General features: G+C 69.5%; 24 protein-coding genes. All 24 read left to right on the forward strand.

Annotated elements, in window-relative coordinates:
- Window positions 1-19: 19 nt before the first annotated feature.
- Window positions 20-550, forward strand: coding sequence for a bifunctional pyr operon transcriptional regulator/uracil phosphoribosyltransferase PyrR (gene pyrR / locus ACIPVN_RS02155; protein WP_247956180.1), 531 nt, complete (start codon window positions 20-22; stop codon window positions 548-550).
- Complete coding sequence (locus ACIPVN_RS02160) at window positions 547-1,512, forward strand: aspartate carbamoyltransferase catalytic subunit (RefSeq protein ID WP_400438841.1); 966 nt, start codon at window positions 547-549, stop codon at window positions 1,510-1,512. Before pyrR ends, ACIPVN_RS02160 begins: the two co-directional genes overlap by 4 nt.
- Complete coding sequence (locus ACIPVN_RS02165; RefSeq protein WP_400438844.1) at window positions 1,509-2,813, forward strand: dihydroorotase; 1,305 nt, start codon at window positions 1,509-1,511, stop codon at window positions 2,811-2,813. Before ACIPVN_RS02160 ends, ACIPVN_RS02165 begins: the two co-directional genes overlap by 4 nt.
- Window positions 2,810-3,322: a hypothetical protein gene (locus ACIPVN_RS02170; protein WP_400438847.1), complete on the forward strand. Its 513-nt coding sequence runs from the start codon at window positions 2,810-2,812 to the stop codon at window positions 3,320-3,322. The genes ACIPVN_RS02165 and ACIPVN_RS02170 overlap by 4 nt, the downstream gene beginning before the upstream one ends.
- The gene (gene carA, locus ACIPVN_RS02175; RefSeq protein ID WP_400438850.1) at window positions 3,319-4,464 is read left to right on the forward strand and encodes a glutamine-hydrolyzing carbamoyl-phosphate synthase small subunit; all 1,146 of its coding nucleotides are present in this window, start codon (window positions 3,319-3,321) and stop codon (window positions 4,462-4,464) included. The genes ACIPVN_RS02170 and carA overlap by 4 nt, the downstream gene beginning before the upstream one ends.
- Window positions 4,465-7,752: a carbamoyl-phosphate synthase large subunit gene (gene carB, locus ACIPVN_RS02180; RefSeq protein ID WP_400438853.1), complete on the forward strand. Its 3,288-nt coding sequence runs from the start codon at window positions 4,465-4,467 to the stop codon at window positions 7,750-7,752. It begins immediately after the preceding gene.
- Window positions 7,749-8,591 (forward strand): orotidine-5'-phosphate decarboxylase, encoded by an 843-nt coding sequence (gene pyrF, locus ACIPVN_RS02185; protein ID WP_400438856.1) that lies wholly within the window; start codon window positions 7,749-7,751, stop codon window positions 8,589-8,591. Before carB ends, pyrF begins: the two co-directional genes overlap by 4 nt.
- Entirely contained in the window at window positions 8,584-9,492 is a 909-nt protein-coding gene (gene gmk / locus ACIPVN_RS02190; protein WP_400438858.1) for a guanylate kinase, read from the forward strand. The genes pyrF and gmk overlap by 8 nt, the downstream gene beginning before the upstream one ends.
- Window positions 9,493-9,557: 65 nt before the next feature.
- Window positions 9,558-9,815, forward strand: a complete 258-nt coding sequence (gene rpoZ / locus ACIPVN_RS02195) for a DNA-directed RNA polymerase subunit omega (protein WP_247622455.1) — start codon at window positions 9,558-9,560, stop codon at window positions 9,813-9,815.
- A gap of 91 nt (window positions 9,816-9,906) precedes the next feature.
- Window positions 9,907-11,100 (forward strand): methionine adenosyltransferase, encoded by a 1,194-nt coding sequence (metK, locus tag ACIPVN_RS02200; protein WP_400438861.1) that lies wholly within the window; start codon window positions 9,907-9,909, stop codon window positions 11,098-11,100.
- A gap of 16 nt (window positions 11,101-11,116) precedes the next feature.
- Window positions 11,117-13,075, forward strand: coding sequence for a primosomal protein N' (locus ACIPVN_RS02205; protein WP_400438864.1), 1,959 nt, complete (start codon window positions 11,117-11,119; stop codon window positions 13,073-13,075).
- Window positions 13,076-13,094: 19 nt separating this feature from the next.
- Window positions 13,095-14,015 (forward strand): methionyl-tRNA formyltransferase, encoded by a 921-nt coding sequence (fmt, locus tag ACIPVN_RS02210; RefSeq protein WP_400438867.1) that lies wholly within the window; start codon window positions 13,095-13,097, stop codon window positions 14,013-14,015.
- Window positions 14,012-15,490 carry an RsmB/NOP family class I SAM-dependent RNA methyltransferase gene (locus ACIPVN_RS02215; RefSeq protein ID WP_400438870.1) on the forward strand — a complete coding sequence of 493 codons (1,479 nt, stop codon included), beginning with the start codon at window positions 14,012-14,014 and terminating at the stop codon, window positions 15,488-15,490. The genes fmt and ACIPVN_RS02215 overlap by 4 nt, the downstream gene beginning before the upstream one ends.
- Window positions 15,491-15,492: 2 nt before the next feature.
- Window positions 15,493-16,173: a ribulose-phosphate 3-epimerase gene (gene rpe, locus ACIPVN_RS02220; protein WP_400438873.1), complete on the forward strand. Its 681-nt coding sequence runs from the start codon at window positions 15,493-15,495 to the stop codon at window positions 16,171-16,173.
- The gene (locus ACIPVN_RS02225; protein ID WP_047519541.1) at window positions 16,170-16,433 is read left to right on the forward strand and encodes a phosphoribosyl-ATP diphosphatase; all 264 of its coding nucleotides are present in this window, start codon (window positions 16,170-16,172) and stop codon (window positions 16,431-16,433) included. Before rpe ends, ACIPVN_RS02225 begins: the two co-directional genes overlap by 4 nt.
- Window positions 16,434-16,471: 38 nt before the next feature.
- A complete protein-coding gene (gene hisG, locus ACIPVN_RS02230) occupies window positions 16,472-17,311 on the forward strand; it encodes an ATP phosphoribosyltransferase (protein ID WP_400438877.1) in 840 nt (279 codons plus the stop codon).
- A complete protein-coding gene (gene hisF / locus ACIPVN_RS02235; RefSeq protein WP_400438880.1) occupies window positions 17,311-18,072 on the forward strand; it encodes an imidazole glycerol phosphate synthase subunit HisF in 762 nt (253 codons plus the stop codon). Before hisG ends, hisF begins: the two co-directional genes overlap by 1 nt.
- Window positions 18,069-18,428, forward strand: a complete 360-nt coding sequence (hisI, locus tag ACIPVN_RS02240; protein WP_400438883.1) for a phosphoribosyl-AMP cyclohydrolase — start codon at window positions 18,069-18,071, stop codon at window positions 18,426-18,428. Before hisF ends, hisI begins: the two co-directional genes overlap by 4 nt.
- Complete coding sequence (locus ACIPVN_RS02245) at window positions 18,425-19,015, forward strand: Trp biosynthesis-associated membrane protein (RefSeq protein WP_400438886.1); 591 nt, start codon at window positions 18,425-18,427, stop codon at window positions 19,013-19,015. The genes hisI and ACIPVN_RS02245 overlap by 4 nt, the downstream gene beginning before the upstream one ends.
- Window positions 19,016-19,062: 47 nt before the next feature.
- On the forward strand, window positions 19,063-19,293 hold the full coding sequence (locus tag ACIPVN_RS02250; protein WP_247622464.1) for an HGxxPAAW family protein: 231 nt from the start codon (window positions 19,063-19,065) through the stop codon (window positions 19,291-19,293).
- Window positions 19,293-20,072 (forward strand): indole-3-glycerol phosphate synthase TrpC, encoded by a 780-nt coding sequence (gene trpC / locus ACIPVN_RS02255; RefSeq protein WP_400438890.1) that lies wholly within the window; start codon window positions 19,293-19,295, stop codon window positions 20,070-20,072. The genes ACIPVN_RS02250 and trpC overlap by 1 nt, the downstream gene beginning before the upstream one ends.
- Complete coding sequence (gene trpB / locus ACIPVN_RS02260) at window positions 20,069-21,289, forward strand: tryptophan synthase subunit beta (protein WP_400438892.1); 1,221 nt, start codon at window positions 20,069-20,071, stop codon at window positions 21,287-21,289. The genes trpC and trpB overlap by 4 nt, the downstream gene beginning before the upstream one ends.
- Complete coding sequence (trpA, locus tag ACIPVN_RS02265; RefSeq protein WP_400438895.1) at window positions 21,286-22,089, forward strand: tryptophan synthase subunit alpha; 804 nt, start codon at window positions 21,286-21,288, stop codon at window positions 22,087-22,089. Before trpB ends, trpA begins: the two co-directional genes overlap by 4 nt.
- Window positions 22,090-22,099: 10 nt before the next feature.
- Window positions 22,100-23,128: a prolipoprotein diacylglyceryl transferase gene (gene lgt, locus ACIPVN_RS02270; RefSeq protein ID WP_400438897.1), complete on the forward strand. Its 1,029-nt coding sequence runs from the start codon at window positions 22,100-22,102 to the stop codon at window positions 23,126-23,128.
- The last annotated feature ends 95 nt before the right edge of the window (window positions 23,129-23,223 follow it).

Below are 23,223 nucleotides of genomic sequence, written 5' to 3' on the forward strand. Positions count from 1 at the left end.
GCGGAGAAGGGAGCGGCTGATGAGTGCACGCACCGTCTTGCACGAAGCCGATATCTCGCGGGCTCTGACCCGCATCGCGCACGAGATCCTCGAGTCCAATCGAGGGGCCGACGACCTCGTCCTGCTGGGTATCCCGACCCGCGGAGTGACGCTCGCCCATCGCCTCGGCGCTCTGATCAGTGACATCGCTCAACGCCCCGTTCCGGTGGGCGCTCTCGACGTCACGCTCTTCCGAGACGATCTCGCGAAGCATCCGACACGCTCTCCGCGTCCCACCGAGATCCCGGCCGGCGGTATCGAGGGCCGAACGGTCGTGCTCGTCGACGACGTGCTCTTCTCCGGTCGGAGTATCCGAGCCGCACTCGACGCGATCCAGTCGATCGGGCGCCCGTCCGTCGTGCGACTGGCGATCCTCGTCGACCGTGGGCACCGTGAGCTCCCGATCCGTCCCGATTTCGTGGGCAAGAACATCCCTTCCGCGCGCACCGAGCGCGTCAACGTACGTCTCGTCGAGAACGACGGGGCCGAGGAGGTGACGATCGGCGAATGAGGCACCTCCTGGACACCCGCACCCTCGATCGCGCCACCGCTCTGCGCATCCTCGATGTCGCCGAGGACATGTCCGACACGCAGTCCCGCGAGGTCAAGAAGCTCCCGACCCTGCGGGGCAAGACCGTGGTGAACCTCTTCTTCGAGGACTCGACGCGGACGCGCATCTCGTTCGAAGCCGCCGCCAAGCGCCTCTCGGCCGATGTCATCAACTTCGCCGCCAAGGGGTCCAGTGTCTCGAAGGGCGAGAGCCTCAAGGACACCGCCCAGACGCTCGAGGCGATCGGCGCCGACGCGGTCGTCATCCGCCATCCCGGCTCCGGAGCCCCGCACACACTGGCGACGAGCGGATGGATCTCCGCCGGTGTCGTCAATGCCGGTGATGGAACGCACGAGCACCCCACTCAGGCGCTGCTCGACGCTTTCACGATCCGCAAACGACGGTTCGGTGCCGACAGCCGCGGCCGCGACCTCTCGGGTGTGCGCGTCGTGATCGTCGGCGACGTGCTGCACTCCCGGGTCGCGCGCTCGAACGTCTGGCTCCTCGCGACCCTCGGCGCCGACGTGACTCTCGTCGCGCCGCCGACGCTCGTGCCGCAGAACGTATCGCTGTGGCCGATCCGCGTGGTCTACGACCTCGACGAGGCTCTGGCCGGCGAACCGGACGCGGTCATGATGCTGCGGATCCAGCTCGAACGCATGAATGCCGCGTATTTCCCGACTGAGCGGGAGTATTCCCGTCGATGGGGACTCGACGCGCGGCGTGTGGCGGGTCTTCCGGACGGTAGCATTGTGATGCACCCCGGACCGATGAACCGCGGACTGGAGATCTCCTCCGAAGCGGCCGATTCGCCCCGCTCCACGGTGCTGGAGCAGGTCACCAACGGGGTGTCCGTGCGCATGGCGGTGCTGTACCTGCTGCTGGCAGGGGAACGAGACGACGAACGAGGGGGAGACCTGTGAGCGAGACCCTCGTCATCACCGGCGCGAAGCTGCTCGACACCGAGAGTGCCGACATCATCATCGAGGACGGCCTGATCGCCGAGATCGGCAGCGGACTGAGCCGCGCCGGCGCTCGGGTCATCGACGCGGGGGGTCTGGTCGCGCTGCCGGGCCTGGTCGACCTCCACACGCACCTGCGGGAGCCCGGCTACGAGGCATCCGAGACCATTCTCACGGGTACGCGGGCCGCGGCATCCGGCGGGTTCACGGCCGTGTTCGCGATGCCGAACACGTCGCCGGTCGCCGACACCGCCGGCGTCGTCGAGCAGGAGCTCGCGCTGGGTGAGGCCGCAGGCTACGCCACTGTGCAGCCGATCGGCGCGGTCACCGTCGGGCAGAAGGGCGAGCGCCTGGCCGAACTCGGTGCGATGGCCTCTTCGCGCGCACAGGTGCGCGTTTTCAGCGACGACGGTTTCTGTGTGTTCGATCCGCTCATCATGCGGCGCGCACTCGAGTACGTGAAGTCCTTCGACGGAGTGATCGCCCAGCACGCGCAGGACCCGCGTCTGACCGAAGGCGCCCAGATGAACGAGGGCACCGTCTCGGCAGAGCTCGGACTCACGGGCTGGCCCGCGGTCGCGGAGGAATCGATCATCGCGCGCGACGTGCTGCTCGCCGAGCACGTCGGCTCACGCCTGCACGTCTGCCACCTGTCGACGGCCGGATCGGTCGACATCATCCGCTGGGCCAAGAAGCGCGGGATCGCGGTGACCGCCGAGGTCACCCCGCACCACCTGCTCCTCACCGACGAGCTCGTGCGCGGATACGACGCCCGCTACAAGGTCAACCCGCCGCTCCGCCGCGAAGAGGACGTGCTCGCCGTACGCGAGGGGCTCGCCGACGGCACGATCGACATCGTCGCCACCGACCACGCGCCGCACCCGAGCGAGGCGAAGGCGTGCGAATGGCAGGCCGCCGCGAACGGCATGGTGGGGCTCGAGAGCGCTCTGCGCGTCGTGCACCAGTCGATGGTTCAGACCGGACTGCTCGCCTGGGAGGACGTCGCCCGGGTGATGAGCGCGACTCCGGCCAGGATCGGTCGTCTCACCGGTCACGGAACGCCGCTCGTCGCCGGGCAGCCCGCGCAGCTCGCGCTCTACGACGCCTCTGCGGAGGGCGTCTTCAGTGAGACCGACCTGCACGGGCGCAGCACCAACTCGCCCTACCTCGGTCGCGCGCTTCCCGGTCGGGTGGAGTACACGGTGCACGGCGGACGACTCACGGTCGACGCCGGCTCGCTCGTCGAAGGCCTGAACGCATGAGCGCACGGGACATCGCGATCGCGATCACCATCGCCGTCGCGCTCCTCATCCTGCTGACCATGCTGCTCTCGTGGCGACGACGGCAGCGACGCGATTCGGCGATCGTCGCTCCGCTGGGAGTGCCCGAGCACGCCGAGGTCGCGTCGCGTCACGAAGTGCTCTACGTCTCGACGACGAAGCACGACCAGCCTCTCGAGCGCCTCGCGATCTCGCCGCTGGCCTACCGCGCACGCGGTGAGCTCGCGATCACGGACCGCGGCGTGGCGCTCTGCCTCGACGGAGCACCGACCGTGTTCCTCGCCTCCTCCCGCCTGGTCGACATCGGCCGCGCGACCGTCACCATCGACCGCGTGGTCGAGCCGGGCGGACTCGTGCGCATCGACTGGCGGGCCGACGACCACACCGTCGTCGACTCCTACCTGCGACTCGCCACCGGCGACCCCCAGAACCTCATCTCCGACCTGCGACGGCTCATCCCCGCCGCTCACGACACAGGAGCCACAGAATGACCGCTCTTCCCGAATCCGCCGTGCTCGTCCTCGAGGACGGCACCCGCTACACCGGACGCGCCTACGGCGCGCGCGGCACCACCCTGGGCGAGGTCGTCTTCTCGACCGGAATGTCCGGCTACCAGGAGACGATCACCGACCCCTCGTACGCCGGCCAGATCGTGCTGCAGACCGCACCCCACATCGGCAACACCGGAATGAACGACGAGGATCCCGAATCCCGCCGCATCTGGGTCGCCGGTTACATCGTGCGCGACCCTTCGCGCGTCGTCTCGAACTGGCGCGCCAACGCCTCGCTCGACGACGTCCTCGTGCAGGACGGGATCGTGGGCATCAGCGGCATCGACACCCGCGCCATCACCCGCCACATTCGCTCCGCCGGATCCATGCGCGGCGGCATCTTCTCGGGAGCGGACGCCTCGCTCGACGCCGAGGAGCAGGTGCGCATCGTTCGCGAGGCGCCGCAGATGGCCGGTCAGAACCTGTCCGCCGAGGTCTCGGTCGACGCGGTCACGATCACGACGGCGCTGGGGGAGCGGGTCGGCAACCTCGCCGTCCTCGACCTCGGGGTCAAGCAGGCCACGATCGACAATCTCGCCTCCCGCGGTTTCGAGGTGCACGTGATGCCGCAGACGTCGACGATCGACGACATCCGTGCGATCGATCCCGTCGCCGTCTTCTACTCGAACGGCCCCGGTGACCCCGCGGCCTCCGGTGACCACATCGAACTGCTGCGCGCCGTTCTCGACGACGGCCTTCCCTTCTTCGGCATCTGCTTCGGCAACCAGCTGCTGGGGCGCGCGCTCGGCCTCGGCACCTACAAGCTGCCGTTCGGACACCGCGGCATCAACCAGCCCGTGCTCGACAAGTCCACCGGGCGCGTGGAGATCACCGCGCACAACCACGGATTCGCGGTCGACGCTCCGCTCGACGGGGCTTTCGACAGCCCGAACGGCTACGGCAAGGTCGAGGTCAGCCACATCGGCCTCAACGACAACGTGGTCGAGGGTCTCCGCGCTCTCGACATCCCCGCCTTCTCGGTGCAGTACCACCCGGAGGCCGCGGCCGGGCCGCACGACGCCAACTACCTCTTCGACCGGTTCCGCGACCTGGTCATCGCCAGCCAGAAGGACGCCAAGTAAATGCCCAAGCGCGACGACATCAACTCCGTCCTCGTCATCGGCTCCGGCCCGATCGTCATCGGCCAGGCCTGCGAGTTCGACTACTCCGGCACCCAGGCGTGCCGTGTGCTCCGCGAGGAGGGCGTGCGCGTCATCCTCGTCAACTCGAACCCCGCGACGATCATGACCGATCCGGACTTCGCCGACGCCACGTACGTCGAGCCGATCACCTGGGAGGTCATCGAGACCATCATCGCGAAGGAACGCCCCGACGCGATCCTTCCGACGCTCGGCGGTCAGACCGCGCTCAACGCGGCGATCCAGCTCCACAACCACGGCATCCTCGAGAAGTACGACGTCGAGCTGATCGGCGCGAACTTCGAGGCGATCAACAAGGGCGAGGACCGCCAGATCTTCAAGCAGCTGGTGCTCGATGCCGGCGCCGACGTGGCCGACTCGCGCATCGCGCACACCATGGACGAGGTGCTCGCGGCCGCCGATGAGCTGGGGTACCCGCTCGTGGTGCGCCCGAGCTTCACCATGGGCGGCCTCGGCTCCGGATTCGCGTACGACGAGGAGGACCTGCGGCGCATCGCCGGCGCGGGGCTGCACGACTCGCCGACCAACGAGGTGCTCCTCGAGGAGTCGATCCTCGGGTGGAAGGAGTACGAGCTCGAGCTCATGCGCGACACCTCCGACAACACGGTCGTCGTCTGCTCGATCGAGAACGTCGACCCGGTCGGCGTGCACACCGGGGACTCGATCACCGTCGCCCCGGCGCTCACTCTCACCGACCGCGAGTACCAGAAGATGCGCGACATCGGCATCGACATCATCCGCGCCGTCGGCGTCGACACCGGTGGGTGCAACATCCAGTTCGCGGTGAACCCCGAGAACGGGCGCATCATCGTGATCGAGATGAACCCCCGCGTGTCGCGTTCGAGCGCACTCGCTTCGAAGGCGACCGGATTCCCGATCGCCAAGCTCGCGGCGAAGCTCGCCCTCGGCTACCGCCTCGACGAGATCCCGAACGACATCACCGGGGTCACGCCGGCGAGCTTCGAACCCACGCTCGACTACGTCGTGGTGAAGGTGCCCCGCTTCGCGTTCGAGAAGTTCCCGGCCGCCGACGTCACTCTCACGACCACCATGAAGTCGGTCGGCGAGGCGATGGCCATCGGCCGCAACTACGCCACGGCCCTGCAGAAGGCGCTGCGTTCCCTCGAGAAGCGCGGCTCGAGCTTCCACTGGGGTCCGGAAGAGCGCTCCGTCGAAGAGCTCCTCGAGATCTCCAAGACGCCGACCGACGGCCGCATCGTGGTGCTGCAGCAGGCGCTGCGCAAGGGCGCGACGATCGAGCAGGCCTTCGACGCGACGGCGATCGACCCGTGGTTCCTCGACCAGATCGTTCTCATCAACGAGGTCGCCGAGATCGTGCGCACCGCTCCCGAGCTCGACGCCGCGACCCTGCGCTACGCGAAGGAGCACGGCTTCTCCGACGCGCAGCTGGCCGAGATCCGCGGCGAGAGCGAGGACGAGATCCGTGGCGTGCGCCGCGGCCTCGGCATCCGGCCGGTCTACAAGACCGTCGACACCTGCGCCGGCGAGTTCCCCGCCCTCACTCCGTACCACTACTCGAGCTACGACTTCGAGACCGAGGTCGAACCCTCCGAGCGCACCAAGGTCGTGATCATCGGATCGGGCCCGAACCGCATCGGACAGGGCGTCGAGTTCGACTACTCGTGCGTGCACGCGTCGTTCGCGCTGTCGGATGCCGGGTACGAGACCGTCATGGTCAACTGCAACCCGGAGACGGTGTCGACCGACTACGACACGTCGGACCGTCTGTACTTCGAACCCCTCACCCTCGAAGACGTCCTCGAGGTGCTCGACGCCGAGGCCGCCAGCGGCACCATCCTGGGTGTCGTCTGCCAGCTCGGCGGACAGACGCCGCTCGGTCTCGCCAAGGGGATCGAGGCGGCCGGATACACGATCCTCGGCACGAGTCCGGCCGCGATCGACCTCGCGGAGGAGAGGGCGCTGTTCAGCGGCATCCTCGACGCCGCCGGACTCGTGGCCCCGCGTCACGGAACGGCGATCGACGTCGACGGCGCCGTGGCGGTCGCCGAGGACATCGGCTACCCCGTGCTCGTGCGGCCGAGCTTCGTGCTCGGCGGACGGGGCATGGAGATCGTCTACGACACCGAGAGCCTGCGCGACTACTTCGTGCGCACCGCCGGTGAGGTCGTCATCGAGGAGGGCAAGCCCCTCCTCGTGGACCGCTTCCTCGACGACGCGATCGAGATCGACGTCGACGCGCTCTTCGACGGCACCGAGCTGTTCATCGGCGGTGTGATGGAGCACCTCGAGGAGGCCGGCATCCACTCCGGTGACTCGAGCTGCACCCTCCCGCCCATCTCGCTCGGACGCAGCGACATCGATCGGGTGCGCACCGCGACGCTCGCGATCGCCCAGGGCGTCGGAGTCCGCGGTCTGCTGAACGTGCAGTTCGCGATCAGTGCCGGCGTGCTCTACGTGATCGAGGCGAACCCGCGCGCCAGCCGCACGGTTCCGTTCGTCTCGAAGGCGCTGGGCATCCCGCTCGCGAAGGCGGCCAGCCGCGTCATGGCCGGATCCTCGATCGCCGAGCTGAAGACCGAGGGCATGCTGCCCGAGAACGACGGTTCGCGGGTGCCGCTCGGCTCGCCCGTCGCGGTGAAGGAAGCGGTGCTCCCGTTCAAGCGCTTCCGCACCAAGGACGGCAAGATCGTCGACTCGGTGCTCGGACCGGAGATGCGCTCGACCGGAGAGGTCATGGGCATCGACAAGGACTTCCCGACCGCCTTCGCCAAGAGCCAGGCGGCGGCATACGGGGGCATGCCCACCTCCGGCACCGTGTTCATCTCGGTCGCCGACTCCGACAAGCGGGCGGTCATCCTGCCCGCGCACCGGCTGCAGCAGCTCGGTTTCACGATCGTCGCGACCGAGGGCACGGCGGAGATCCTCTCCCGGAACGGCATCGCGGTGCAGGTCGTGGAGAAGTTCAGCGAGACCCAGGAGTCGGGCGCGCAGAACATCGTCGACCTGATCAACGACGGAGCGATCGACATCGTCGTGAACACCCCCTCGGGCGGCACGGCGCGTGCCGACGGCTACGAGATCCGAGCCGCGGCCGTCGCCGCCGACAAGGCGCTGTTCACGACCATGGCCGTGCTCGGCGCCGCTGTGAGCGGAATGGACGCGGCCGACGAGGGCTTCGAGGTGAAGAGCCTGCAGGAGTATGCGCTCGACCGTCAGGCCGCGGTGTGAGCGCAGGTTTCGGTGAGCGGGCGCGCGCGGGAATCCTCGCGCGCGGCCCGCTCTGCGTCGGGATCGATCCGCACGCGTCGCTGTTGGCGTCGTGGGGGCTGACCGACGACGCCCGAGGCGTGCGGGAGTTCGGTCTGCGCACGGTGGATGCGGTCGCCGAGCGGGTAGCCTTCGTGAAGCCGCAGGTCTCGTTCTTCGAGCGTTTCGGTTCGGCCGGCTTCGCGGCGCTCGAGGATGTGCTGGGCGCTGCACGGCGAGCGGGCCTGCTCGTGATCGCCGATGCGAAGCGCGGTGACATCGGCAGCACGATGGATGCGTATGCGGCCGCCTGGCTCACTCCGGGGTCGCCGCTCGAGGCCGACGCGCTGACGGTGAACCCGTACCTCGGTGTGGGGGCGCTCGACGGCGCGTTCGCTCTGGCGAACACGCATGGCAAGGGGCTGTTCGTCCTGGCGGCGACCAGCAACCCCGAGGCCCGTTCGTTGCAGGCATCGAAGGGTTCCGGCGGCTCGAGCGTCTCCGCCCAGGTCATCGACGAGGTGTCCGCGCGCAACGCCGCCGTCGTCTACGACGGCGAGTGGGGGAGCGCGGGCTTCGTGATCGGCGCGACCGTGGACTGGACGGAGGCCGCGATCGCGGCCTTCGCGCCACCCGCGCCGATCCTCGCCCCGGGGTTCGGTGCGCAGGGCGCGACCCCCCGGGACCTGCCGCGTTTCGGCGCCATGGCGCCGTGCGTGATCGCGAGCGAGAGCCGGAGCGTCCTCGCCGCGGGGCCGAACGGATTGGCCGATACGGTGACCGCGCGCGTCGCAGAGTACGAGGAGTCCCTGAATGTCTGATGTCCGGGTGGTTCCCGAGGTCGACCGCGCCGCCGCGGCGCGCAAGGCGGTCGAACGCCGGCGTGCGCGAGCGTCCCTCAAGCGTGACCTGACGACGCGCGTGGTGACGCCGCAGGCGGTGCTGCGCCGCGCGACGGAGGACGCCGACTCGGTCGAGGGCTCGTTGCGCATCACGGACTTCCTACTGGCGCTCCCGGCGATCGGGGCGGGCAAGCGTGATCGCGTGCTCGACGAATTGCGGATCTCCCCGGTGAAGCGCCTCGGCGGCCTGGGCGTCCGTCAGCGGGCCGCGCTCTCCGAGTGGCTCGACGGCCGCTTCCCGCCTCCGGTGCCGCGCGGGGCACGCAGTCGACTGCTCGTCCTCGCGGGTCCCACGGCAGTCGGCAAAGGCACCGTGGCGGCGCACATCCGCGAGAACCACCCGGAGATCCACCTCTCGGTCTCGGCGACGACGCGGGCTCCGCGGCCGGGCGAGATCGATGGGGTGCACTACTACTTCGTCGACGACGCCGAGTTCGATCGGCTCATCGCCGAGGGCGAGCTCCTGGAGTACGCCGTCGTGCACAACCATTCCCGCTACGGCACGCCGCGGGCGCCCATCGACGCCGCGCTGGCCGAGGGCAAGACGGTGCTGCTCGAGATCGATCTGCAGGGTGCGCGCCAGGTGCGGGCGGCGGAGCCGTCGGCAACGCTCATCTTCCTGCTGCCGCCGAGTTGGGACGAGCTGGTGCAACGGCTGGTCGGGCGGGGCACCGAGGGCGCCGAGGAACGGGCGCGCCGCCTGCGCACCGCGAAGGTCGAACTGGCCGCCCAGAACGAGTTCGACCACCTCATCGTCAACGAGACGGTCGCCGCCGCGGCCGACGAGGTCGTAGAATTGTCTTCAAGCTCTGCGCGCTGAGTGCTCTCGCGCGCCCATCGCACCGTCTTCGCGACGATCCCGTCGCCTGATCAGGAGGTCTCATCATGGCCGGACACCACACCAAGGGCATCATCGATCCCCCCATCGACAACCTGCTCGACCGCGTCGACTCGAAGTACGAGCTCGTGATCTACGCGTCGAAGCGCGCGCGTCAGATCAACGACTACTATTCCGATCTGCACGAGGGCAACCTCTTCGACAACGTCGGCCCGCTGGTCGACTCCTCGGTCGAGGACAAGCCGCTCACGATCGCGCTCCACGAGATCAACGAGGACAAGCTCCGCCTGCGTCACGCAGAGTGACATTCGTGGCCCGCGCACCCGCTCTGTCGGTGGCGCGGGCCAGAATGGGTTCATCAGCCCTTCCCCTTCCGATCCCGTTCTGGAGTCCCCGATGAGCGCCCTGCGTCTGTTCACGTCCGAGTCCGTCACCGAAGGGCACCCGGACAAGATCTGCGACCAGATCTCGGACAGCATCCTCGACGGTCTTCTCGCGAAGGATCGGGACTCCCGTGTCGCTGTCGAGACCCTCGTCACCACCGGGCTCGTGCACGTGGCAGGCGAGATCCGCACCGAGGCGTACGTCGACATCCCCACCATCGTCCGCCAGGTGGTCAACGGCATCGGCTACACCTCCAGTGAAACCGGCTTCGACGGCGATTCGTGCGGCGTGAGCGTTTCGGTGGGCGAGCAGTCCACCGACATCGCGCACGGTGTCGACAACGCGCAGGAGCACCGCGACGGTTCATCCGTCGACCCGCTCGACGGCCTCGGCGCCGGCGACCAGGGCATCATGTTCGGGTTCGCGACGAACGAGACGCCGCAGCTCATGCCCATGGCGGCGTGGACGGCGCATCGCATCGCGGAGCGCCTCACCGAAGTCCGCCGCAGTGGCGAACTGCCCTTCCTCCGTCCTGACGGCAAGACGCAGGTCACACTCGGCTACGACGGCTTCACTCCGAAGACCGTCGACGCGGTCGTCGTGTCGACCCAGCACCACCCCGACATCTCGCAGGACGAGCTCAAGTCGCTGGTACGCGAGCGCGTGATCGCGCCGGTGCTCGAGAGCACGGGCCTCGACCTCGACGACGTCACCTACTACATCAACCCCGCGGGTCCGTTCGTCACGGGCGGCCCCAAGGGCGACGCCGGCCTGACCGGACGCAAGATCATCATCGACACCTACGGCGGGGCTGCGCGCCACGGCGGGGGAGCGTTCAGCGGCAAGGACCCGTCCAAGGTCGATCGCTCCGGCGCATATGCGACCCGCTGGGTCGCGAAGAACGCGGTCGCGGCCGGCCTGGCGGATCGGCTCGAGGTGCAGGTCGCCTACGCGATCGGCGTCGCACGCCCGGTGGGCCTCTACGTCGAGACCTTCGGCACAGGCAAGGTCTCGGATGAGGTCATCACCCGAGCCATCAACGAGGTCTTCGATCTGCGACCGCAGGCGATCATCGAACAGCTCGACCTGCTGCGCCCGATCTACGCGCAGACCGCCGCCTACGGTCATTTCGGCCGCGAGCTGCCCGACTTCACGTGGGAGCGCACGGATCGGGTCGACGAGCTGCGCCGCGCCGCCGGCCTGTGACGGAACGCCACCTCCCATGAGCGCCGACAGTCGGCGCATCGCGCGCGTGCTGCTCGACTCACCGCTTCCGCAGCTCGACCGTCTGTTCGACTATGCGGTCCCCGCCGAACTCGGTGATATCGCACCCGGTGTACGCGTGAAGGTGCCGCTTCGCACGGCAGGTCGGGTGATCGACGGCTACGTCGTCGAGGTCGGCAGCGAGGACGACGCCGACCGGCCTCTCTCCGAGGTCGACACCGTCGTCTCTCCCGTGCAGGTGCTGCCGGAGCGATTGCACCGACTCGCTCGAGCGGTCGCCGATCGTGCCGCGGGCTCGGCATCCGACATTCTCCGCCTCGTCATCCCGAAGCGGCAGGTGCGCGTCGAGAAGGCCTGGACCGCCGACTCCTCGCCGTTCGAGCCGTCCGCCGACGTCGTCGCCGCAGCGGAGGCCGTCGTCTCCCTCTACGAGGGCCTGGGGGACACCCTGAGCGACGGAGGGCGTGCGGCGGTCGAGGCCATTCCGGGTCTCGACGACGGCCGACCGGCATGGGCCGTGCTTCTCGCCGGCGCCGCCGTGCGGACTCTCGCCGCCGGGAGATCATCGATTCTCGTCGTTCCCGATCACCGCGATCTCGATCGGGTGCTCGCCGCCCTCGCCGACCTCGTGCCGGCGGAGCTGGTCGTGCGCTACGACTCGCGCCAGACGAATCCGGATCGCTACCGCGCCTTCCTCCGTTCGCTCGAGGATGCGCCCTGCATCGTCGTCGGCAACCGCTCAGCCGTCTATGCGCCGGTGAGGGCGGGACTCGTCGTGATCTGGGACGACGGCGACCCGCTTCTCGGAGAGCCGCTCGCACCGTATGTCAACGCGCGAGATGCTGCCCTTCTCCGCCAGGGCGAGGAGGGGTCCGCTCTGCTCCTCGCCGGGCACACTCGCACGACCGACGTCGAACGTCTCGTCGCGCTCGGGTGGCTCCGTGACATCAGGGCGACGCGACGCGTCCTTCCCCGCGTCATCCTGAGCACGCCTCAGGAGATGGAGCAGCCCACCGCGCAGCGGATGCCATCGTCGGCCTTCCTCGCCGCCCGTGAGGCGACGGCGGAGGGGCCCGTGCTCGTGCAGGTGTCGCGCCCCGGGTTCGCACCGTCGCTGGTGTGCGCCGAATGCCGCGCACCGGCGCGCTGCGCGCATTGCGGCGGCCCTCTCGGAGCGCGCCATCGGGGCGCCGTGCCGGTATGCGGCTGGTGCGGCCGGAGCGCGCGCGCCTGGACCTGCCCGACGTGTTCGTCGACGAAGCTGCGCCTCGCGTCGTCGGGCAGTGAACGCACGGCGGATGAACTGGGACGGGCCTTCCCGGGGGTCCGGGTGATCGTCGCGGATGGGGCGCATCCCGTCGAGAAGGTCGATGCGAAGCCCGCGCTGGTCGTGGCGACGCGCGGAGCCGAACCCGCAGCGGAGGGCGGGTATCGAGCGGTCGTCCTGCTCGACGGCCCGCGGATGCTGCAATCGCCCGACCTCCGTATCGGCGAGTCGTGTCTGCGCTGGTGGTCGAACGCCGCGGCGCTGGCGGCTCATGGCGCACCCGTCCACCTCGTGGGCGTCAACGGCCAGGCCGCCCGCGCCCTGGCGACCTGGAACCAGAGCGGCTACGCCCGCTCCGAGCTCGAGAGCCGAGCGCCCCTGCACATGCCGCCCACGACACGGGTCGCCCTCGTCGAGGGCTCGGCCGCCGCGGTCTCGCGCGCGCTCATCGCGCTCGGCGAACTCGCCCTCCCGTCGGATGCCGTGCTGGGGCCCGTCCCCGTCGAGTCCGACGACGTCCCCGCCCGCGTGCGTGCGCTCGTACGATTCGAGTACGGCGCCGGAACACGGGTCGTGACGGCGCTGCGCGCCGCCGTCGTCGCCGAAGCCGTCGCCAGCCGCCGCGGTCGCGGGAAGAATCCGCGGAGCACCCTCACCGTCCGCCTCGATATCCTCGATCCTGAACTCTGATCCCTCCGGAGAACCTTTCATGCGCCTCGTCTTCGCCGGTACACCGTCTGCCGCTGTTCCCACGCTCCGCCGCCTGGCGACCGAACACGATGTCGTCGGTGTCGTCACTCGACCCGATGCGCCGCTCGGCCGGAAGCGGGTGCTCACGCCGTCCCCGGTGGCCCAGGCCGCTGTCGAGCTCGGCATCCCCGTCATCGCCGCTGCTCGTCTCGACGCCGAGGCGACCGAGCGCATCCTCGCCCTCGAGCCGGAGCTCGGCGTGATCGTCGCTTACGGCGGCCTCGTGCGGGAGCCCCTTCTGTCGGGGCCGCGCGAGGGCTGGATCAACCTGCATTTCTCGATCCTCCCCGCATGGCGCGGCGCCGCGCCGGTGCAGCGCGCGCTGATCGCCGGTGATCCCGTGCTCGGTGCGAGCGTTTTCCGGCTCGTCGCAGAGCTCGACGCCGGGGATGTATTCGCGATGCGCGAGATCGCGCTGCCCGACTCGGCGACCGCGGACGTCGCACTCGCGTCTCTCGCCGAAGAGGGGGCGGCGCTCACCGCCGAGGTGGTCGCCGGGATCGACGGCGGCAGCGCCCGCGCCGTTCCCCAGACGGGTGAGCCCACCTTCGCCCCCAAGCTCACGCTCGAGGATGGCGCCCTCGACTGGTCGGCCCCGATCGAGTCCGTGTTCGCGCGGTTCCGCGGGGTCACCCCCGAACCCGGCGCGCATACGACCGTCGGCGGGCAGCGGGTGAAGATCCTCGAAGCCGCCCCTGCTGCCGACACCGCTCAGCTCGCCCCCGGGGAGATCAGCTCGACGAAGAGGGCGGTGCTGATCGGCACTGCTTCCGCCCCGCTCGCCGTAACACGTGTGCAGCCCGCCGGCAAGGGAGCCATGAATGCGGCCGACTGGTGGCGCGGGCAGCGGGACGCCGAAGGGATGCGTGCAGGATCATGAGCGATGAGAAGCGACGACGCCAGGGCAAGCCCGGGCCCTCGCGTCCCCGCACGGATGCCACCCAGCGGTCGACGCGCGGGAGCGGTCAGCGTGTACAGGCTCGCACCGTACAGCCCGCCCGCCGTGTGGCCTACGGAGTCCTGCGCGCCGTTTCGGAGGACGACGCCTACGCGAACCTCGCGCTGCCGCACGCGATCGGCGATGCCGGCCTCACCTCGCAGGACGCGGCGCTGGCGACCGAGCTGACCTACGGCACTCTCCGCCGCCGCGGCACCTACGATGCGATCATCTCCGCGGCCGCCGATCGTCCGGTCGACTCGATCGATCCCGCGGTTCTCGATGCGTTGCGCCTGGCCGTGCATCAGCTGCTCGCCACGCGCGTGGCATCGCACGCCGCGGTGAACGAATCCGTGAACATCGTCGCCACCGAGGTGAGCCGGGGAGCGTCGAGCTTCGCCAACGCCGTGCTCCGCCGCATCGCGCGCGAGACGCCGGGCGAGTGGCAGGAGAAGATCGAATCGTCCGCGCGATCCGACGACGAGCGCCTGGCGCTGAGCAGCGCGCACCCGGTCTGGGTCATTCGTGCGCTTCGCCGTGCCCTCGACGCCGAGGGCCGGGTGTCGGAGCTCGAGGCGCTCCTCGAGGCCGACAACGCCTCGCCCGAGGTGACCCTGGTCGCCCTCCCCGGGCTCGCCGAGCCGGCGGAGCCCCGTCGCCCGTATGCCGCGACCGCATTCGGATCGCCCGGCGGCGATCCCCACCGCATCATCGCCGAGGCGCGCGGAACCGTCCGCGTTCAGGACGAGGGCTCGCAGCTCGTCGCCTTGGCTCTCGCCGAAGCGAAGCCGATCGCCTCGGGAGAGAAGTGGCTCGACCTCTGCGCGGGCCCCGGCGGCAAGACCGCCCTGCTCGGCGCGATCGCCCACCAGGCCGGTGCCGTGCTCGAAGCGAACGAGGTGGTCCCGACACGCGCGGGGCTGGTGCGCAGCGCTCTGCGCCCCGTCCCCGGCGACGTCCCCGTGCACGAAGAGGACGGTCGCGTGCTCGCGTCCTCGCGTCGCGGCGAGTTCGATCGTGTGCTCGTCGACGCTCCCTGCACCGGTCTCGGTGCGCTGCGGCGCCGCCCCGAGGCACGCTGGCGCAAGTCACCCGCCGATGTCGCCGAGCTGGTGCCGCTCCAGGAGCAGTTGCTGTCGGCGGCGATCGACGCCCTCGCGCCCGGCGGCATCGTGGCCTACGTCACCTGCTCGCCCCACCTCGCCGAGACGACCGGAGTGGTGCAGGAGGTTCTCCGAGCGAGAGACGACGTCGTCGAACTCGATGCCCGGGCCGTGGTCTCCGAGATCTCCCGTTCGCCGATCGATCTCGCATCCGGCGGCCGCACCGAGTCCGGTTCCGTCCAGCTGTGGCCGCATCGTCACGGCACCGACGCCATGTTCCTCGCGCTCCTGCAGCGCGTATCGAAGGGAGACTGACCGTGGAACTTCCCCGCGCGCCGCGCATCAACCCGAGCGTCCTCGCCGCCGACTTCGTCAACATGCAGAGGGATCTCGCGAAGATCGCCTCCGCCGACTTCGCCCACGTCGATGTCATGGACAACCACTTCGTGCCGAATCTCACCTTCGGACCGCAGATGGTCGAGCGCATCCAGGCGACGAGTCCGATTCCGCTCGATGTGCACCTGATGATCTCGGATCCCGACCGCTGGGCGCCCGGTTACGCCGAACTGGGGGCCGCGAGCGTGACGTTCCACCTCGAGGCCGCTGCCGATCCGGTGGCACTCGCCCGACGGCTGCGTGCCATCGGTGCGCGCGCCGGGGTGGCGATCAAGCCCGGTACGGCGGGGGAGAGCCTCTACGACATCCTCGACGAGTTCGATCAGATCCTCGTGATGACCGTCGAGCCGGGCTTCGGCGGCCAGGGCTTCATGCCCGAGACGATGCCGAAGCTGCGCGGGCTCGCCGACGAGGCGCGGCGTCGGGGCTCCGACGTCTGGTTGCAGGTGGACGGGGGGATCTCCGATCGCACGATCGAGATCGCCGCGGCCGCCGGGGCCGACACCTTCGTCGCGGGATCGGCGGTGTACGGAGCCGATGACGTCGAAGCCGCCGTCACTCGGCTCAGGGGCCTCGCGGGAGCCGGTAGCCTGGAAGCGTGAAGACTTTCGACGAGCTGTTCGCCGAGCTCAGCGTCAAGGCCGAGACCCGCCCCGAGGGATCGGGCACGGTCGCCGAGCTCGATGGCGGCGTGCACACCATCGGCAAGAAGATCGTCGAGGAGGCCGCCGAGGTGTGGATGGCTTCGGAGTACGAATCCGACGATGCCGCCGCCGAGGAGATCTCCCAGTTGCTCTACCACGTGCAGGTCATGATGCTCGCGAAGGGGCTCTCGCTGCAGGACGTCTATCGACATCTGTGATGCGCTCCGCCCATCCCGATTCGATCCGAAAGCCAGACATGCTGCGCATTGCCGTTCCCAACAAGGGCTCTCTCTCCGAGACCGCCGCCGAGATGCTCGCGGAGGCCGGATATGCCGGCCGCCGCGACCCCAAGACCCTGCACGTGATCGACGCCGAGAACGACGTCGAGTTCTTCTTCCTCCGCCCGCGTGACATCGCCACGTACGTGGCCTCCGGCGCACTCGATGTCGGGATCACCGGTCGCGATCTCCTCCTCGACGTGCAGCAGCCCGCTCGCGAGATCGAGCAGCTCGGATTCGGCGGCTCGACCTTCCGTTTCGCGGGCCCTCCCGGGCGATTCTCCTCGCTCGAGGACCTCGAGGGCGTCCGCGTCGCGTCCGCCTATCCGGGCCTCGTGGGGTCCTTCCTGCGCGAGCACGGCGTCACCGCCGAACTCGTCCAGCTCGATGGCGCCGTCGAGTCGGCTGTGCGTCTGGGCGTGGCGGATGCCGTGGCCGATGTGGTCTCGACCGGCACCACGCTCCGCCAGGCGGGTCTGGAGATCTTCGGCCCGGTGATCCTCGAGTCCGAGGCCGTGCTGATCAGTCGTGACGGCGATGCCGATGGCACCGACACCCTCCTGCGCCGCCTCCGCGGCGTGATGGTCGCCCGTCGTTACGTGCTGGTCGACTACGACCTGCCGGCCGAACTCGTGGACCAGGCCGTCGCGATCGCTCCCGGGCGCGAGTCTCCGACGATCTCGCCGTTGCGCGATCCCGCCTGGGTCGCCGTCCGCGTGATGATCCCGCGCAAGCGCGTGAACCAGGTGATGGACGACCTCTACGCGCTCGGAGCGCGGGCGATCCTCGTCACCGCCATCCACGCCGCGAGACTCTGATGGCTCTCGCGCGGCGCGTGATCCCGTGCCTCGACGTGGCCGACGGCCGCGTGGTGAAGGGTGTGAACTTCGAGAACCTGCGTGACATGGGCGATCCGGTCGAACTCGCCCGTCACTATGCCGCCCAGGGAGCGGACGAGATCACCTTCCTCGATGTGACGGCCACGGTCGACGCCCGTGCGACGACGTACGACGTCGTGCAGCGCACGGCGGAGCAGGTGTTCGTGCCGCTGACCGTCGGCGGGGGAGTGCGCACCGTCGACGATGTGGCGCGCCTGCTGGCTGTGGGCGCCGACAAGGTGGGCGTCAACTCCGCGGCCATCGCGCGGCCCGACCTCATCGGCGAGATCGCCGACCGCTTCGGCGCTCAGGTGCTCGTGCTGTCGCTCGACGTCAAGCGCGGGGGTGACACCGCCTCCGGCTTCGTCGTCACCACGCACGGCGGCCGCACGCAGACGACGCTCGACGCCCTGGAGTGGGCTCGTGAAGCTGCGGAGCGCGGCGCCGGAGAGCTCCTCGTGAACTCGATCGACGCGGACGGCACGCGCGACGGCTTCGACCTCGAGCTGGTGGGCCTCATGCGTGAGGTCGCGACCGTGCCCGTGATCGCCTCGGGCGGCGCCGGTGCCGTGGAGCACTTCGCCCCGGCGATCCACGCGGGTGCAGATGCCGTGCTCGCCGCGAGCGTGTTCCACACGGGAGCGCTGACCGTCGGTGATGTGAAGAATGCGCTGCGCGCAGAAGGAGTGCTGGTCCGATGACCGATCTCGATGCCAGAGTCGCCCAGGTGGCCTGGAACTCCGACGGTCTCGCGCCGGTGATCGTGCAGCAGTACGACTCGCGCGAGGTGCTCATGCTGGCGTGGGTCGACGAGGAGGCCCTGCGGCGCACGCTCACGTCCGGACGCGCGACGTACTGGTCGCGTTCTCGGCAGGAGTACTGGCGCAAGGGCGATACCTCCGGCCACATCCAGGTCGTGCACGGAGCCCGACTCGACTGCGACGGCGACGCGATCCTGCTCTCGGTCGACCAGACCGGCCCCGCGTGCCACACCGGCACGCGCACGTGCTTCGACACCACCGATCTCGAAGCCGCGGTCGGGGGCGCGTCCGAATGAACGTGGCGCGACGCGGACGTTCGATCACCCTTCTCGGTTTCCTTCTCGCGGGCGCGATCGGGATCATCTCCTCGACGCAGACCTGGCTGACCGTGCAGCGCGCGGATGCCGGGGCGGAGATCCCCGTCCCCGGTGCATCCGCTCTGGTGCTGCTCGCCCCGCTGAGTCTCGCCGTGCTCGCGCTCGGCGCGGCGCTGTCGATCGCCGGCCCGGTGCTGCGGCTGATCTTCGCGGTCCTCGCCGCTCTCGCCGCCGCGTTCCTCGGATGGTCGACGCTCCAACTGCTCGTCGCGGTGCCCGTGTCGGCCGTCGCCCCGACGGTCACCGAGGCCACGGGCCTCGCCGGCGACTCCGCCGTGGAGACCGTCGTCGCGTCGATCATCCCCTCGGCCTGGCCGGTCATCGCGCTGGTCGGATGGGTGCTGCTCCTCGCCGCCGCGGTGTTCGCGCTGTGCACCTGGCGACGCTGGAAGAGCGGTGGACGCCGGTACCGCACGGGCGACGACGTCCCGACCCACACCGACGGCCCCGTCGACGCGATCGATTCCTGGGACGACCTGTCCCGCGGAACCGATCCGACCCGATGACCCCGATAGACTGAATCCGATCCCGCTGTCGTTCCCCGGAGGAGACCATGACCAACCCGATCGCCGACCCCGGCCACGGACACTCGCCTGCGGCCTGGACCGCTGTCGTGATCATGCTCATCGGCTTCACGGCCGCCACGGTCGCGTTCTGCTTCGAGCAGCCGACCCTTGTGTGGATCACCGCCGCGCTGATCCCGATCGGCGCTCTGGTCGGTTGGATCCTCGCCAAGGCAGGTTACGGCGTGAAGGGCCCCAAGTACTCGCCGAAGGCGCACTAGTGGTTCTCGCCGACCTGACGGCCGGCGCTGTCGCAGACGCCGAGCGTCGCGCCCTGTCGCGTCCGTCGGCGCAGGTCGAGCGGGAAGCCCTCGCGCGGCCCGCCGCGAAGGACGCGTTGTCGTTCCTCGCGCCCGCCGAGCGAGTGAAGATCATCGCCGAGGTCAAGCGCGCGAGTCCATCTCGCGGGGCACTCGCCGAGATCCCCGATCCGGCACTCCAGGCCTCACTGTACGAGACCGGCGGAGCGTCGGCGATCAGCGTGCTGACCGAGGAGCGTCGGTTCGGAGGCAGCCTGGCCGACCTCGAGGCCGTCACCGCCCGCGTGTCGCTGCCGGTGCTGCGCAAGGATTTCATCGCCACCCGCTACCAGGTGCTCGAAGCACGTGCGGCCGGTGCCGACCTCGTGCTGCTGATCGTGGCCGGCCTGGAGGCCGCCGTGCTGCAGGAGCTCTTCGGGTTCATCGGCGAGCTCGGCATGACCCCGCTCGTCGAGACGCACTCCGCCGACGAGCTGGAGGCCGCCATCGATCTCGGCGCACCGCTCATCGGGGTCAATGCGCGCGACCTCAAGACACTCGAGCTCGATCGCGATCTCTTCGGCCGACTTTCCGACCGCATTCCGGACTCCGCGATCAAGATCGCCGAGTCCGCTGTCCTCACACCCGACGACGTCGCTCATTACCGGGGTGCGGGCGCCGACGTCGTCCTCATCGGCGAGGCTCTCGTCACCGGAGACCCGGTCGCGACGCTCACCACTTTCCTGGAGGCCGGCGCATGAGCCTGCGTGAACAGCACGGACCGTACTTCGGCGGCTTCGGTGGCCGGTACATGCCGGAATCCCTCATCGCGGCGATCGACGAACTGACGGCGGCCTACGAGGCCGCCGTCGCCGACCCCGGATTCCGTGCGGACCTCGCCGGACTTCTCACGTCGTACGCCGGTCGCCCGTCGATCCTCACCGAGGTTCCGCGCTTCGCGGAGCACGCCGGGGGAGCGCGCGTCTTCCTCAAGCGCGAGGACCTCAACCACACGGGTTCTCACAAGATCAACAACGTGCTGGGGCAGGCGCTGCTGACGAAGCGTCTGGGCAAGACCCGCGTGATCGCCGAGACCGGTGCCGGGCAGCACGGTGTCGCCACCGCCACCGCGGCCGCGCTCTTCGGACTCGAGTGCACGATCTACATGGGCGAGGTCGACACCGAGCGCCAGGCGCTGAACGTCGCGCGCATGCGGCTGCTCGGCGCGGAGGTCGTCGCGGTGACCTCCGGATCGCGCACCCTCAAGGACGCGATCAACGACGCGTACCGCGACTGGGTCGCCTCGGTCGAGACCACCAACTACATCTTCGGCACCGCCGCGGGTCCGCACCCGTTCCCGGCGATGGTCCGCGACTTCCAGAAGATCATCGGCGAAGAGGCGCGCGAGCAGCTTCTCGCCGAGGTCGGACGGCTTCCGGATGCCGTCGTCGCCTGCGTCGGCGGAGGGTCCAACGCGATCGGCATGTTCGATGCGTTCCTCGACGACGAGGCGGTTCGCCTGTACGGAGTAGAGGCCGCGGGCGACGGAGTCGACACGCCGCGGCACGCCGCATCGATCGAGCGCGGGCGTCCGGGGGTGCTCCACGGTTCGCGCACCTACGTGCTGCAGGACGAGGACGGCCAGACGGTCGAGTCCCACTCGATCTCCGCCGGCCTCGACTACCCGGGAGTCGGGCCGGAGCACTCGTGGCTGGCCGACATCGGGCGCGCCGACTACATCCCCGCCACCGACGACGAGGCGATGCAGGCGCTGCGCCTGCTCAGCCGCACCGAGGGGATCATTCCTGCCATCGAGTCGGCCCACGCTCTCGCCGGCGCACTGCGCATCGGGCAGGAGCTCGGGTCGGATGCCGTCATCGCCGTGTGCCTGTCGGGACGCGGCGACAAGGACATGGCGACCGCCGCGACCTACTTCGACCTCTACGACGCCTCGACGACCGACGGGGGAGATCAGTGAGTCGCGTCGAGCGCGCCTTCGAGAAGGCGGAGTCCGAGGGGCGCAAGGTCTTCGTCGGCTACCTCCCGGTGGGATACCCCGATCTCGAGACGAGCATCCAGGCGGCGATCACCCTCGCCCGCAACGGCGTCGACATCATCGAACTCGGACCCCCGTACAGCGATCCGGTCATGGACGGTGCCGTCATCCAGGAGGCGACCACGGCCGCTCTGGCCGCCGGCTACCGTACGCCCGACCTGTTCACGGCGATCCGCGCCATCACGGAAGCGACCGACGTACCGGTGCTCGTCATGACGTACTGGAACCCGGTCGTGCAGTACGGCGTCGACCGGTACGCCGATGATCTGCTCGCCGCCGGTGGTGCGGGGCTCATCACCCCCGACATCACGCCCGAGGTCGCCGACGAGTGGATCGCCGCGAGCGAGCGCACCGGACTCGATCGGGTCTTCCTCGCCGCTCCCACGTCGTCCGACGAGCGTCTCGCCCTGGTCGCGCGTTCCTCGACCGGTTTCGTCTACACCGTCTCGACGATGGGGATCACGGGGGAGCGGGCCGAACTGGATCGCGCCGCCCGCACCTTGGTCAGCCGTCTGCGCGCACAGGGCGCCACGCGCGCCTGCGTCGGGATCGGCATCTCCACCCCCGAGCAGATCTCCGCGGTGTCCGAGTACGCCGACGGCGCGATCGTCGGCACGGCGCTCGTCCGCGCCCTCCGCGACGGGGGCCTCGACGCTCTCGCCGAGGTCACCCGAACCCTGGCCGACGGCACGTCGTCGTCGCGCCCCGTCACCGAGAAGTAGGATCGCACTCATGTCCCTCGCGCTCCACAGCACCGTCAACGGCGTGCTCACCAGCATCCCGAGCCCGCCCGTGTCGTCGTTCACGCTCGGGCCGCTCACGATCCACTACTACGCGCTGTGCATCATCGCGGGGATCATCGTCGCCACGCTGCTGACCAACCACCGCCTCACCAAGCGCGGGGCGGAGCCATGGGTCGTCATCGACATCTCGATCCTCGCGGTGCCGCTGGCCATCATCGGCGCGCGCATCTTCCACGTGGCCACGCACCCGAACGACTACTTCGGCGAGGGCATCAACACTTGGAACCCGTTCGAACCCGGATCCGTGTGGGCGATCTGGGAGGGCGGCATCGCCATCTTCGGCGCCCTGATCGGCGGAGCGGTCGGTGCGTACCTCGGCTGCAAGTGGACCGGCATCCGCTTCTGGACCTTCGCCGACGCCCTGGCGCCGGGTCTCCTCCTCGCGCAGGCGATGGGCCGCTTCGGCAACTGGTTCAACCATGAACTCTTCGGTCTCCCGACCGATCTGCCCTGGGGACTCGAGATCGAGTCGACGAACAGCGCCTTCCCGCCCGGACTCCCGGAGGGCACGCTCTTCCACCCGACCTTCCTCTACGAGGTCCTGTGGAACGGCCTGGGCGTCATCGTGCTGCTGTGGCTCGGTCGGAAGCTGTTCTTCCAGTGGGGTCGCCTCTTCGCGATCTACCTCATCTGGTACAGCGCAGGGCGCGTCGTCTGGGAGTCGATCCGCATCGACCCGAGCGAGATCATCTTCGGTCTCCGCAGCAACGTCGCTGCCGCGATCCTCGGCATCATCGTGGGGCTCGTGATCCTCGTCGTGCAGACGCGTCGCCACCCCGGACTCGAGCCGTCGCCGTACGTGCCCGGCCGGTCGCGGAAGGACCTGGACGACGCTGATGTACAATCGCAGGACAATCCCTCTGACTTCGTGGACGTGAGCGAGCCTCCGGCAGACGACGTCACCGCAGGAGCTACCGCCACAAGCACCGCTCCCACGAGCGAGAACGGCTCCCGATAGCCGCCACCTCGTGGCGCGAGAGAACCATTGCACTGAACGAGCGGGCCAACGTCGTCCCCGGTGTCACTTGAATATCTGAGGACGGTAACTGGTGT

The organism is Microbacterium sp. NPDC090003 (assembly GCF_044748385.1).
Lineage (GTDB): Bacteria > Actinomycetota > Actinomycetes > Actinomycetales > Microbacteriaceae > Microbacterium.

What these genes read in the sequence shown, in the direction of transcription:
- carA (WP_400438850.1), top strand. Translation starts at nt 3,319, where the DNA reads ATGACCGCTCTTCCCGAATCCGCCGTGCTCGTCCTCGAGGACGGCACC.
- ACIPVN_RS02160 (WP_400438841.1), top strand. Translation starts at nt 547, where the DNA reads ATGAGGCACCTCCTGGACACCCGCACCCTCGATCGCGCCACCGCTCTG.
- gmk (WP_400438858.1), top strand. Translation starts at nt 8,584, where the DNA reads ATGTCTGATGTCCGGGTGGTTCCCGAGGTCGACCGCGCCGCCGCGGCG.
- lgt (WP_400438897.1), top strand. Translation starts at nt 22,100, where the DNA reads ATGTCCCTCGCGCTCCACAGCACCGTCAACGGCGTGCTCACCAGCATC.
- carB (WP_400438853.1), top strand. Translation starts at nt 4,465, where the DNA reads ATGCCCAAGCGCGACGACATCAACTCCGTCCTCGTCATCGGCTCCGGC.
- ACIPVN_RS02170 (WP_400438847.1), top strand. Translation starts at nt 2,810, where the DNA reads ATGAGCGCACGGGACATCGCGATCGCGATCACCATCGCCGTCGCGCTC.
- hisF (WP_400438880.1), top strand. Translation starts at nt 17,311, where the DNA reads ATGGCTCTCGCGCGGCGCGTGATCCCGTGCCTCGACGTGGCCGACGGC.
- hisG (WP_400438877.1), top strand. Translation starts at nt 16,472, where the DNA reads ATGCTGCGCATTGCCGTTCCCAACAAGGGCTCTCTCTCCGAGACCGCC.
- trpB (WP_400438892.1), top strand. Translation starts at nt 20,069, where the DNA reads ATGAGCCTGCGTGAACAGCACGGACCGTACTTCGGCGGCTTCGGTGGC.
- metK (WP_400438861.1), top strand. Translation starts at nt 9,907, where the DNA reads ATGAGCGCCCTGCGTCTGTTCACGTCCGAGTCCGTCACCGAAGGGCAC.
- fmt (WP_400438867.1), top strand. Translation starts at nt 13,095, where the DNA reads ATGCGCCTCGTCTTCGCCGGTACACCGTCTGCCGCTGTTCCCACGCTC.
- ACIPVN_RS02245 (WP_400438886.1), top strand. Translation starts at nt 18,425, where the DNA reads ATGAACGTGGCGCGACGCGGACGTTCGATCACCCTTCTCGGTTTCCTT.
- hisI (WP_400438883.1), top strand. Translation starts at nt 18,069, where the DNA reads ATGACCGATCTCGATGCCAGAGTCGCCCAGGTGGCCTGGAACTCCGAC.
- ACIPVN_RS02205 (WP_400438864.1), top strand. Translation starts at nt 11,117, where the DNA reads ATGAGCGCCGACAGTCGGCGCATCGCGCGCGTGCTGCTCGACTCACCG.
- pyrR (WP_247956180.1), top strand. Translation starts at nt 20, where the DNA reads ATGAGTGCACGCACCGTCTTGCACGAAGCCGATATCTCGCGGGCTCTG.
- ACIPVN_RS02215 (WP_400438870.1), top strand. Translation starts at nt 14,012, where the DNA reads ATGAGCGATGAGAAGCGACGACGCCAGGGCAAGCCCGGGCCCTCGCGT.
- rpoZ (WP_247622455.1), top strand. Translation starts at nt 9,558, where the DNA reads ATGGCCGGACACCACACCAAGGGCATCATCGATCCCCCCATCGACAAC.
- ACIPVN_RS02250 (WP_247622464.1), top strand. Translation starts at nt 19,063, where the DNA reads ATGACCAACCCGATCGCCGACCCCGGCCACGGACACTCGCCTGCGGCC.